This window comes from Pseudomonas sp. 5Vm1k, assembly GCF_056161485.1.
The window spans coordinates 52817-64844 of record NZ_JBSPCZ010000007.1; the positions used below are offsets into that span (position 1 = coordinate 52817).

10 protein-coding genes are annotated in these 12028 nt (G+C 61.4%); 7 read left to right on the forward strand and 3 right to left on the reverse strand.

Annotated features, from left to right (window positions below; genetic code table 11):
• Nucleotides 1–64: 64 nt before the first annotated feature.
• The 3 genes from ACWIKB_RS15505 to ACWIKB_RS15515 form a co-directional block, all read right to left on the reverse strand.
• Complete coding sequence (locus tag ACWIKB_RS15505; protein ID WP_475267927.1) at nt 65–1078, reverse strand: GNAT family N-acetyltransferase; 1014 nt, start codon at nt 1076–1078, stop codon at nt 65–67.
• 99 nt (nt 1079–1177) lie between these two features.
• A complete protein-coding gene (locus tag ACWIKB_RS15510; protein ID WP_475267929.1) occupies nt 1178–1972 on the reverse strand; it encodes a substrate-binding periplasmic protein in 795 nt (264 codons plus the stop codon).
• Nucleotides 1973–2064: 92 nt separating this feature from the next.
• Nucleotides 2065–2691, reverse strand: coding sequence for a TetR/AcrR family transcriptional regulator (locus ACWIKB_RS15515; protein WP_475267931.1), 627 nt, complete (start codon nt 2689–2691; stop codon nt 2065–2067).
• A 190-nt stretch (nt 2692–2881) separates the two neighbouring features.
• On the opposite strand from ACWIKB_RS15515, the gene ACWIKB_RS15520 reads away from it, so the two are divergent.
• The 7 genes from ACWIKB_RS15520 to ACWIKB_RS15550 all read left to right on the forward strand — a co-directional run bounded on the left by ACWIKB_RS15520 (nt 2882) and on the right by ACWIKB_RS15550 (nt 11988).
• A complete protein-coding gene (locus ACWIKB_RS15520; protein ID WP_475267933.1) occupies nt 2882–4672 on the forward strand; it encodes an acyclic terpene utilization AtuA family protein in 1791 nt (596 codons plus the stop codon).
• A gap of 12 nt (nt 4673–4684) precedes the next feature.
• Complete coding sequence (locus tag ACWIKB_RS15525; RefSeq protein WP_475267934.1) at nt 4685–5569, forward strand: SDR family oxidoreductase; 885 nt, start codon at nt 4685–4687, stop codon at nt 5567–5569.
• A 3-nt stretch (nt 5570–5572) separates the two neighbouring features.
• Nucleotides 5573–7189 (forward strand): geranyl-CoA carboxylase subunit beta, encoded by a 1617-nt coding sequence (atuC, locus tag ACWIKB_RS15530; protein ID WP_475267936.1) that lies wholly within the window; start codon nt 5573–5575, stop codon nt 7187–7189.
• A gap of 136 nt (nt 7190–7325) precedes the next feature.
• Nucleotides 7326–8483 (forward strand): citronellyl-CoA dehydrogenase, encoded by a 1158-nt coding sequence (gene atuD, locus ACWIKB_RS15535; protein ID WP_427628436.1) that lies wholly within the window; start codon nt 7326–7328, stop codon nt 8481–8483.
• Nucleotides 8480–9277, forward strand: a complete 798-nt coding sequence (locus tag ACWIKB_RS15540; RefSeq protein ID WP_475267938.1) for an enoyl-CoA hydratase/isomerase family protein — start codon at nt 8480–8482, stop codon at nt 9275–9277. Before atuD ends, ACWIKB_RS15540 begins: the two co-directional genes overlap by 4 nt.
• Before the next feature lie 135 nt (nt 9278–9412).
• On the forward strand, nt 9413–11374 hold the full coding sequence (locus ACWIKB_RS15545) for an acetyl/propionyl/methylcrotonyl-CoA carboxylase subunit alpha (protein WP_475267940.1): 1962 nt from the start codon (nt 9413–9415) through the stop codon (nt 11372–11374).
• A 71-nt stretch (nt 11375–11445) separates the two neighbouring features.
• A complete protein-coding gene (locus ACWIKB_RS15550) occupies nt 11446–11988 on the forward strand; it encodes a 3'-5' exonuclease (RefSeq protein ID WP_475267942.1) in 543 nt (180 codons plus the stop codon).
• Nucleotides 11989–12028 lie beyond the last annotated feature (40 nt).

Below are 12028 nucleotides of genomic sequence, written 5' to 3' on the forward strand. Positions count from 1 at the left end.
TGTAGGAGCGAGGCTTGCCCGCGAAGGCTGACTCAAGACCGCAACGGATCTTGAGCCTCAAGCATCACGCCAACCTGCACCGATCAAAAAACCGCTCACGCCCCAACACCATCAACGCCGCGCGCTTGTGCGGGAAGTCGAACTCTTTCTCGCAGTGGAAACACTGGTTGTGCATGTGCCCGATCATCTTCGCGTTGTCGGCGCGGGGCTCGGCGACCACGCGCTGGGTGCGCGGATCGTCGAGAAACAGGTAATGCACCAGCGCCGATAACCAGCTCGCCACTTTGTCCGGGCCGCGATGCGCCTCTTCCCCCACCAACATGTGAATGCCACGATCGTAATCGCCGGCGTCATAGAACGGCGCGATGCGATCTTCCTTGGCCCAGTAGGCTTCAAAGTAGGCGAACGGCTGGTCGTCGAAACAACCGATCAACGTCAGGGTGTGAGGGTCGGCGTCGAGCTTGCTCAGGTATTCGCGATGTTTCTCGAGGCTGCCCTCCTCCTGCCAGAAACTGGCCACCCGCGGGCTGTTCTGCCAGCGATTGAAGCGCGTCAGGTCCTGTTCGATCTCCACCGTTCGCAAGGACACCCACGCGCCGAGACGTGCATCGAAACGGCGATAGACTTCGCCGCGAGGTTTGGCCGGGCGCAAGGGATGACGCTTGCCCGTGCTGATGACCATCTGTTGCGGATAGCTGCCGGTCAGAGATTGCCCCAGCCACGGCTGCGGCAACTGCCAGAACAGCGTGCGCTCGCAATGGTACTCACCCAACTTTTCGGTCGGGATCAGCAAACCGCTGAGCAAGGCTTCGGTAGGTGCTTCGCCCAGACGCCAGGTCAGGCGCTGGCAATCCGGATCACGCGCAAACAGCCAATAACATGCCGCCCAGAATGCCTGACCGGCGGGCAAGCCAAAGCGCTCTTCAACCTCGATGTGCAACTCGGGCTCACGGCTCAGGCGCAAGCGAATCAGCGGCTGCCCTTCCAGGCTGAGGCTCAGGCGGCTTTCGGTTTCATCGGCTACAAGACTGCGCCCTGACGGCAACGCCAGGGCAGTCAGGTCATTCAGATTGGACATGGGGCGGGCTCACAGTAATCGTCGACAGTTCAACGATGTGACGTGAGCCGAGGCAGGAAATTTAAGCGAACGGGTTAAATCCGCGACCTGTGACACGTTTCAGGGCTTGGGCACCGGCACCACAGCAATCTTGTACGGCTCGAAAATCTTCAGCATCTGGCCGTTATCGCGCAAGCCTTGCAGCAGCTTGCTGAACGCCGGGCCACTGATCGGTGCGTTCGGGCTGAGCAGTGCGTAGTGGTGGTAAACCTGATCGATGCGCTGGGACACCAGCAACTGATCGGCGACTTTCTCGTTGCGCAGCAGGTAATCGCTCAAATAGGAGCGCGTGACCAAAGCAATGTCCGCGCGCCCGCGAAGGACCATCAGCAGGTTGCTGTCATGGGAATAGGTCAGCGTGGCGTTGAAATTCTGCGCAAGGAATTTCGGGTCGGCATTGAAGTTGGCGAATTCATAGTGATAACCACTGAACAGTGCCAGACGTTTGCCCGTGAGGTCGGCAAAGTAGCTCTCGCGACGATCGGCTTCCCGTTGCGCGACAAAAATCTCGGCGTCTTCCAGGCCCATGTCGACAGTGGTGTGAGGAATGTCCTTCCAGCCCCAGTCCGGGTTCTCGAAGATCGCCATGTCCACCCGACCCTGCTTGAAATCACCGAAACGCCGGGGAATCGAGGTCGGCACCAGCACAAACTGATAATCGGTTTGCAATTGATTCAGGGCTTCGACCAATTGCGGCAACAGACCGGTGTCGGCACCTGATTCCGGGCGCACAGTGTAAGGCGGGAAATGCGCGGCGCCGACCCGCACCTGTTGCGCCGCCTGGGACGGCAACACCCATAGCACCGCTAATGCCGCTAGCAAGAGCCGCGACACTGTCCAAATTGGTGAAGACATCAAAACAACCCACTCCCCGAAAAAATACACATCAATGCATTCAAGCTAGGCGGTTTCGCCTACTTAGCCAGTTTATCGTCGAGATAGACGTCTCACTGCCGCTCTTCCAGCACCAGAATCAACGCTTCATCGGCCAATTGATCGAGGCTCATGCTGCCACCGGCGCGAAACCAGGTGGTGGTCCAGGACAGGGCACCCGTCAGGAAGCGCCGAGTGATGAACACATCGCCGCGGATAAATCCGGCGTCCTTGGCCTCACCCAGCACCTGCAACCAGATCTCTTCATAAATATCGCGCAGAGCCAGCACTTGGACCTGCCCTTCTGCGGACAACGAACGCCATTCGTAGACCAGCACCGCCATGGCTTCGCCGCTGCCGCCCATGATTGACTGCAATTCGCAGCGGATCAGCGCCAACACCCGCTCGCGCACGTTACCGGCCTCGGCGAGGGCGGCCTGCATCAACGCAGTGTTGTAGCGAATGGTTTCTTCCATCACGGCGCGCAGGATCTCGTCCTTGCTTTTGAAGTGATGAAAAATACTGCCCGACTGAATGCCTACGGCGCTGGCCAGATCGCGCACTGTGGTGCGTTCGTAACCTTTGTTGCGAAACAGATGAGCCGCCACTTGCAGCAGTTTGCCGCGAGCGCTGTCCGGGTCGGTCAATTGGCCATTGTCGACCAATTCGCGCATCACCCTCAGGGCTTTTTGCTCGTCCACCCGTTCTCTCCTACAGTCGTTCAGTCAGATGCGCCGCTCGCCGCTAAAACAGCGGGGTTGCGCGGGCAATTTAAGCTGGCCGGGGCGACCAAGCAAGCGCTTGGGGCGAAGATATTTCAGGCGTTTACAAACCAAGCGCTTGCTTGGTAGTCTCGAAGCACTTCCGTCGGAGCTGACCATGGAGTTGACTGTGCCAAAAACAATCCGCATCGGTTGCGCCAGCGCCTTCTGGGGCGACACCTCGACCGCCGCCGCGCAGCTGGTAGAAGGCGGGCGGCTGGACTATCTGGTGTTCGATTACCTGGCCGAAATCACCATGTCGATTATGGCCGGCGCCCGGATGAAAGACCCCCAGGCCGGCTACGCCAGTGACTTCATCGAAGTCCTCAGCCCCCTGCTAACGCAACTCGCCGAGCAAAAGATCCGCGTCATCAGCAATGCCGGCGGGGTCAATCCACAAGCCTGCGCCGCCGCCCTGCAAACGGCGTGCGACAAGGCCGGTGTGGCGCTGAAGATCGCCGTGCTGCTGGGTGATGACCTGCAACCACAGTTCAAACAGCTCAGCAGCCAAGGCATCCGCGAAATGTTCAGCGGTGCGCCGTTGCCACCGATGTGCGTGTCCACCAACGCTTACCTCGGCGCGCCGGGCATCGTCGAAGCGCTGCGCCTGGGGGCGGACATCGTTATTACCGGGCGGGTGGTCGACAGCGCCGTGGTCAGCGCCGCACTGGTGCATGAATTCAACTGGTCGTGGCACGACTACGACAAATTGGCCCAGGCTGCGCTGGCCGGGCACATCATCGAATGCGGCGCCCAGTGCACCGGCGGCAACTTCACCGACTGGCGCGAGGTGCCCGATTACGAGCACATCGGTTTCCCCATCGTCGAAGTCAGCGCCGACAGCCAGTTCATCGTCAGCAAACCCGAAGGCTCCGGCGGGCTGGTCACGCCGCTGACCGTCGGCGAGCAGATGCTCTATGAAATCGGCGACCCGCGCGCCTATCTGCTGCCGGACGTGGTCTGCGATTTCAGTCAGGTCAAACTTCAGCAACAGGGCAAAAACGCGGTTCAGGTGCACGGTGCCAAAGGCCTGCCGCCGACTGATCAGTACAAGGTCAGCGCCACGTACCCGGACGGTTTCCGCTGCACCGCCAGTTGCCTGATTGCCGGCATCGATGCCGTGGCCAAGGCCCGACGGGTCAGCGAAGCGATCATCAACAAGACGTCGGAGATTTTCAGCCAGCGCGGCTGGGCGCCCTACAGTGAAGTAAACATCGAGCTGCTCGGCAGCGAAGCCACCTACGGTCCGCACGGTCAGCGCCAGGACAGCCGCGAAGTGGTGATCAAACTCGCCGTGCGCCACCCGAGCAAGCAGGCCTTGATCGTGTTCTCCCGGGAAATCGCCCAGGCCGCCACCGGCATGGCACCGGGGTTGACCGGTATCGTCGGTGGGCGGCCGACGGTGTATCCGCTGATCCGGCTGTTCTCGTTCCTGATCGACAAAACGGCCTGCACGCTGGAGATTGATCTCAAGGGTCAACGCCATCCCTGCGCCCTGCCGACTCTCGATCCGCTGGACACCGCCGCCCTGCCCGGTCCTCATGAGCTGCCCAAACCCCAGGGTCGAGCCGATGCCAGTGTTGCGCTGATCAAACTCGCGGTGGCCCGCTCCGGCGACAAGGGCAATCACAGCAATATCGGGGTTATGGCACGACATCCGCAGTTTCTGCCGTGGATTGCCGAAGCGCTGACGCCGGAGGTGATCGTCGACTGGATGAGCCACGTGCTCGACCCGGTCCACGGGCGTGTCGAGCGCTGGTATTTGCCCGGTACCCACAGCTTGAATTTCCTGCTGGAAAACGCCCTCGGCGGTGGCGGCGTGGCCAGCCTGCGGATCGATCCGCAGGGCAAAGCCTTCGCCCAGCAACTGCTGGAGATTCAGATTCCGGTGCCCCAGAGCATCGCCGACCAGGTCAACTAGAGGACCGCTGCCATGGCTTACGACTCGATTTTCAAATCCGATCTGTTCGCTGGCCAAACCATCATCATCACCGGCGGCGGCAGCGGTATCGGCCGTTGCACCGCTCACGAACTGGCGGCCCTCGGCGCCCACGTGCTGCTGGTGGGGCGCAATGCCGACAAACTGAAAACCGTGGCCGCCGAGATTGCCGAAGACGGCGGTAAGGCTGACTGGAAGACCTGCGATATCCGCGAGGAAGAAGCGGTCAAGCATCTGGTCAGCGAGTTGATCCGCCTGTTCGGTCCAATTCATGGCCTGGTCAACAATGCCGGCGGCCAGTTCCCCTCGCCACTGGCCTCGATCAATCAGAAAGGTTTCGAAACCGTGATGCGCACCAACCTGGTGGGCGGTTTCCTGATGGCCCGGGAAGTGTTCAACCAGTCCATGAGCAAACATGGCGGGGCCATCGTCAACATGCTCGCCGACATGTGGGGTGGCATGCCCGGCATGGGCCATTCGGGTGCATCGCGCTCGGGCATGGACAACCTGACCAAGACCGCCGCGTTCGAATGGGGTTACGCCGGGGTGCGGGTCAATGCCGTGGCGCCGGGCTGGATTGCCTCCAGCGGCATGGACACCTACGAAGGCGCGTTCAAAGCGGTGATCCCGACCCTGCGCGAGCATGTGCCACTCAAGCGTATCGGTACCGAATCGGAAGTCAGTGCGGCGATTGTGTTCCTGCTCAGCCCGGCAGCGGCGTTTGTCAGCGGCAGCACGTTGCGCATTGACGGTGCGGCGAGCCTGGGCGGTCGCGCGTGGCCGATTCACAAGGCGCAGAACAGCGAGTCGTATAACGGCTTTCACCGCGCCTACTTACCAGATGTACTACGGCCCGAAGTACTCAAGGACAAGGAATAACCTATGCCGGTGATCGAGTCCCAGATCGACCCTTTCAGCGAACAGTTCGCGCAAAACCGCGCGGCGATGCTGGTGGGCATCGAACATGTGCGCCAGCTCGAACAGAACCTGCTGAACAAGGCCGCCGAAGCGAAGGCCAAATTCGACAAACGCGGCCAACTGCTGCCCCGAGAACGCCTTAACTTGCTGCTCGACCCCGGCGCGCCGTTTCTCGAACTGGCCAGCCTGGCCGGCTATAAATTGCACGACGACAAGGACGGCAGTTCGGCCGGCGGCGGGTTGATTGCCGGGATCGGCTATGTCTCTGGCGTGCGGGTGCTGGTCGTGGCGAATAACAGCGCGATCAAGGGCGGGACCATTTCCCCCAGCGGTTTGAAAAAATCCCTGCGCCTGCAACAGATCGCCATGGAAAACAAACTGCCGGTGATTACCCTGGCCGAGAGCGGTGGTGCCAATCTCAATTACGCCGCCGAGATTTTCATCGAAGGCGCGCGCAGCTTTGCCAATCAGGCGCGGATGTCAGCCATGGGTTTGCCGCAGATCACCGTGGTCCACGGCTCGGCCACCGCGGGTGGCGCGTATCAACCGGGCTTGTCGGATTACGTGGTGGTGGTGCGTGGCAAGGCCAAGCTGTTTCTCGCCGGCCCACCACTGTTAAAAGCCGCCACTGGCGAAGTCGCCACCGATGAAGATCTGGGCGGCGCCGAGATGCACGCACAAACCGCGGGCACCGCCGAGTACCTGGCCGAGAACGATGCCGAGGGCGTGCGTCTGGTGCGCGAGATTGTCAGCCTGTTGTCGTGGAACGAGCAGTTACCGTGGCTGCCCGAACCGCAGTGGAAAGAACCGCTCTATCCCATCGACGATTTGCTGGGCCTGATTCCGGATGATCCGAAAAAACCTTACGACGTGCGCGAAATCATTGCGCGAATTGCCGACGCATCGAACTTCCTCGAGTTCAAAGGCGAGTTCGATCAACAGACGATCTGCGGGCACCTGAAAATCCAGGGTCGCGCCTGCGGCTTCATCGGCAACAACGGCCCGATCACGCCCAAGGGCGCGAGCAAAGCCGCGCAGTTCATTCAGCTCTGCGACCAGAGCCAGACGCCGCTGCTGTTTTTCCACAACACCACCGGGTTCATGGTTGGCACCGAGTCGGAGCAACAAGGCGTGATCAAGCACGGCGCGAAGATGATCCAGGCGGTGGCCAATGCCCGCGTGCCGAAACTGACCATCGTCGTCGGCGGTTCCTACGGTGCCGGCAACTACGCGATGTGTGGTCGTGGTCTGGACCCGCGCTTCATCTTCGCCTGGCCCAACAGCCGCACCGCGGTGATGGGCGGCGCCCAGGCCGGCAAGGTGCTGCGGATCGTCACCGAGGCCAAGCAGCTCAAGGATGGCTTGGTGCCGGACCCGAAAATGCTCGACATGCTGGAGCAGGTCACCGCGCAGAAACTCGATAGCCAGTCCACCGCACTCTACGGCAGCGCCAGTTTGTGGGACGACGGGTTGATCGATCCACGAGACACCCGGACGTTGCTCGGGTATTTGCTGGATATCTGCCATGAGGCCGAGGTTCGGCCGCTGCAAGCCAACAGCTTCGGCGTGGCGAGGTTTTGATCGTTCCCACGCTCTGCGTGGGAATGCAGCCCGGGACGTTCCCCGTCCCAAAAGCGGACGCAGAGCGTCCATAGCGGCGTTACCACGCAGACGGTTCGACGTGGAAACGATCATGGATCAAAGGAGAACAATAAAAATGATCTTCACCCAGGAACACGAAGCACTGCGCCGCACCGTTCGCCAATTCGTCGATCACGAGATCAACCCGCACGTCGAAGAATGGGAAAAGGCCGGACGCTTTCCGATCCATGAGATCTTCCGCAAGGCTGGTGACCTTGGACTGCTGGGCATCTCCAAGCCGGAAAAATTCGGTGGCATGGGCCTGGACTACAGCTACTCGATCGTCGCCGCCGAAGAGTTCGGCACCATTCATTGCGGCGGGATTCCGATGTCCATCGGCGTGCAAACCGACATGTGCACCCCGGCCCTCGCCCGCTTCGGCTCCGATGAATTGCGTGAAGAGTTCCTGAGGCCCGCGATCACCGGTGAGCAGGTCGGCTGCATTGGCGTTTCGGAAGTCGGTGCCGGCTCCGACGTCGCCGGGCTGAAAACCACCGCCCGCAAGGACGGCGATGACTACGTGATCAACGGCAGCAAGATGTGGATCACCAACTCGCCGAGCGCCGATTTCATCTGCCTGCTAGCCAACACCTCGGACGACAAACCTCACGTGAACAAGTCGCTGATCATGGTGCCGATGAACACGCCAGGCATCAGTCTGAGCTCACACTTGGACAAGCTCGGCATGCGCAGTTCGGAAACCGCCCAGGTGTTTTTCGACAACGTGCGCGTGCCACAGCGCAACCGCATTGGCCACGAAGGCGCGGGGTTCATGATGCAGATGTTGCAGTTCCAGGAGGAACGTCTGTTCGGCGCGGCGAACATGATCAAAGGCCTGGAATACTGCATCGACAGCACCATCGAGTACTGCAAGGAGCGCAAGACCTTCGGCAACGCGCTGATCGACAACCAGGTGATCCACTTCCGCCTGGCTGAGTTGCAAACCGAAATCGAATGCTTGCGGGCGCTGGTCTACCAGGCCACCGAGCAGTACATCAAAGGCCAGGACGTCACCCGACTGGCGTCGATGGCCAAACTCAAGGCCGGGCGTCTGGGCCGGGAAGTCAGCGACAGTTGCCTGCAATATTGGGGCGGCATGGGCTTTATGTGGGACAACCCGGTGGCTCGGGCCTACCGCGATGTGCGGCTGGTATCGATTGGCGGTGGCGCTGACGAAATCATGCTGGGGATCATCTGCAAACTCATGGGCACCCTGCCGGGGAAAAAGAAATGAACAGCCTGCCGGTTTGTCAGACGCTGTTGCTTGAACTGCACAATGGCGTACTTCACATCACCCTCAACCGCCCGGAAAGCCGCAATGCCATGAGCTTGCAGATGGTCGCCGAATTGCGCGCGGTGCTGGCGGCGGTGCGCGATGACCACGCCGTGCGGGCCTTGGTGATCGGCGGTGCCGGCGGGCATTTCTGCGCAGGCGGTGACATCAAGGACATGGCCAACGCCCGCGCTCAAGGCCCGGACGCCTACCGCGACTTGAACCGGGCGTTCGGTGCGCTGCTGCAAGAAGTGCAACACGCGCCGCAAGTGGTGATCACGGTGCTGCAAGGCGCGGTGCTGGGCGGTGGTTTCGGTCTGGCCTGCGTCAGCGACGTGGCCCTGGCCGATCATCAGGCGCAATTCGGTTTGCCCGAAACCAGTCTCGGTTTGCTACCGGCGCAGATCGCACCGTTCGTGGTCCAGCGCATCGGCCTGACCCAGGCCCGAAGACTGGCCCTGACGGCAGCGCGGTTCGATGGTGTTCACGCGAGGCGAATGGGCCTGGTGCATTTTGTCGAGCACGATCCGCAAGCCCTGGCCGAACGCCTCGATGAAGTGTTGGCCCATGTGTTGTGCTGCGCGCCGGGGGCGAATGCGTTGACCAAAAAACTGTTGCTGGCGAGTGCCGGGCAGCCTTCCGACGAATTGTTGGATCAAGCGGCCGAGTGGTTCAGCGACGCGGTGACCGGGTCTGAGGGAGTCGAGGGGACGATGGCCTTTGTGCAGAAACGAAAACCGGGGTGGGCCACTTAAAAGCTTCGCGGGCAAGCCTCGCTCCTACAGGTTTTCAGTCGTGCCCAACATTTGCGGCAAACACAACCCCTGTAGGAGCGAGCCTTGCCCGCGAGGAGGCCCTCAACTTCACCGCAAAACATTAGAGAAGACCCCATGCCCGAACTCCGCAAAATCCTGATCGCCAACCGCGGTGAAATCGCCTGCCGCATCCAGCGCACCGCCCAGGCCCTGGGTTACCGTACCGTCGCGGTGTTCAGCGACGCCGACGTCGATGCCCTGCACGTGCAGATGGCCGACGAAGCCGTAAACATCGGCCCGGCCCCGGTGCAGCAGTCCTACTTGAACATCCCGGCGATCATCGAGGCCGCTCGCCGCACCGGCGCCGATGCGATCCACCCAGGTTATGGCTTTCTCTCGGAAAACGCCGGCTTCGCCCTCGCCTGTCAACAGGCCGGTATCACCTTCATCGGCCCCAGCCCCGAAGCCATCGAATTAATGGGCAGCAAGCGCCTGTCGAAAATTGCCATGCTCGCGGCCGGCGTGCCCTGCATCAACGGCTATCAAGGTGCCGAACAGGACGATGCGACCCTGAGCCGCGAAGCCGAGCGCATCGGCTACCCGCTGATGATCAAGGCCAGTGCCGGCGGTGGCGGGCGTGGCATGCGCCTGGTGCACGACGCCAGTGATTTGCTGGAGCAACTGCGCACTGCACGCTCCGAAGCGCTGCACGGGTTTGGCAGCGATGAGTTGATCCTCGAACAGGCGCTGATCGATCCGCGCCACGTCGAGGTTCAAGTATTCGGCGACCAGCATGGCAACCTGATCTACCTCGGCGAGCGCGACTGCTCGATCCAGCGCCGACACCAGAAGATCATCGAGGAAGCGCCCTGCCCGGTGATGACCGCCGAACTGCGTCAGGCCATGGGCGAAGCGGCGCTCAAGGCTGGACGCGCAGTGAACTATGTCGGCGCCGGCACCGTGGAGTTCCTGCTGGATGCGCGCGGGCAGTTTTACTTTCTGGAGATGAACACCCGGCTGCAAGTGGAACACCCGGTGACTGAACTGATCACCGGCCTGGACCTGGTGGCCTGGCAACTGCACGTCGCCGAAGGCCAGCCACTGCCGTTGCGTCAGGATCAGGTGCAACTCAACGGGCATGCCATCGAAGTGCGCCTGTATGCCGAAGACCCGGCCCAGGGTTTCCTGCCGCAAACCGGGCGTATCGACGCCTGGGAGCCGGCGTTGCAAAGCGGCGTACGGATCGACCATGGCCTGATCGAGGGCCAGCATGTCAGCCCCTTCTACGACCCGCTGCTCGGCAAACTCATCGCCCACGGCGCCACCCGAGAAGAAGCCCGGCGCAAATTGGTGCGCGCGGTGCAGGACAGCGTGCTGCTGGGCGTGCAAAACAATCAGCGCCTGCTCGCCAGCCTGCTGGAACACCCGCAATTTATCAGCGGCGACTTCAGCACCGGGTTTATCCCGACGCACTTCGCCGACCATCCGTGCCTGCATACCCATGTCCCGAGCGCCGAAGAACTGGCCATCGCGACGGCGTTGCTCTATCAGGCATCAGCACAGCAACACACCGCACCTCTGGCCGGCTGGCGCAACAACGCCAGCGTGCCGCTGCACTATCGCATCGGCGTGGAGGACAAGGACTGGACCGTGGAATTGAACGCGGAGCCTGACCAACCTTATCGGCTTCAGATCGGTGACCGAACGCTCGAACTGAAGCTCATCCACAGCGACGGACAACAGGCCACCCTGGAAATCGACGGCATCCGCCAGCGCCACGCCTATCGCCTCATCGCAGGAGAACTCTGGTTGTTCACCCGCCCCGGCAGCCTGCGACTGGTGGATCGCACTCAGATGCAGGTCAGCAGCCAGGCCAGCATCAGCTCCGGCACGCTCAAGGCACCGATGGACGGGGCCATCATCGACGTGCTGGTCAGCGAGGGCAGCACAGTCAGCAAGGGACAACTGCTGGTAGTGCTGGAGGCGATGAAAATGGAGCACCCACTCAAATCCGGCATCGACGGTGTGCTCAAACGTTTGCAGGTCAGCGTCGGTGATCAGGTCAAAAATCGTCAAATTTTGTTGGAGGTCGAATAAGGCGCTAGGCGGATCCGTCGGGTTTGGCTACGCTCAAGCCCTATCAGGACGCGGATACCAGGAACCCTGCGATGCCTCACTGGTTGGTCATTGATCTGGAAGCCACCACCGATGAGGGCGGCTGGCCAGTCACAGAGATGGAAATCATCGAAATCGGTGCCACCCTGGTGGACCGAAAAGGCCGGGAACTGGACCAATTCCAGCGCTTCGTACGCCCGACGCGTCGACCTTTGCTGACGCCGTTTTGCCGCGAGTTGACCCACATCACTCAGGCCAATATCGATACCGCGCAGCCGCTGACCGAGGTCTGGCCGGCGTTCGAGGTCTGGCTCGGCCAGCATCACTCGCAGCTGGAAGGCTGGGCCAGTTGGGGCGATTACGACCGCAAGCAATTGGTTCAGGAATGGCAGCGCCTGCAACTCGACAGCTTCCTGAGCCAGGTGCCACACATGAACCTCAAGCAGCGTTTCGCCAAGGCGTGGCGGCTGGATCGCCCGTTGGGGCTTAATGGCGCTCTGCAGTTGGCTGGCATGCTATTCAATGGTCAACAGCATCGGGCACTGGAAGACGCACGTAATACGGCGCGGTTATTACCGCTGGTTCTTCCCGTCTAGGAGGGTGACGGCGCAAGGGGCGTTGTGCATACTGGCCGGC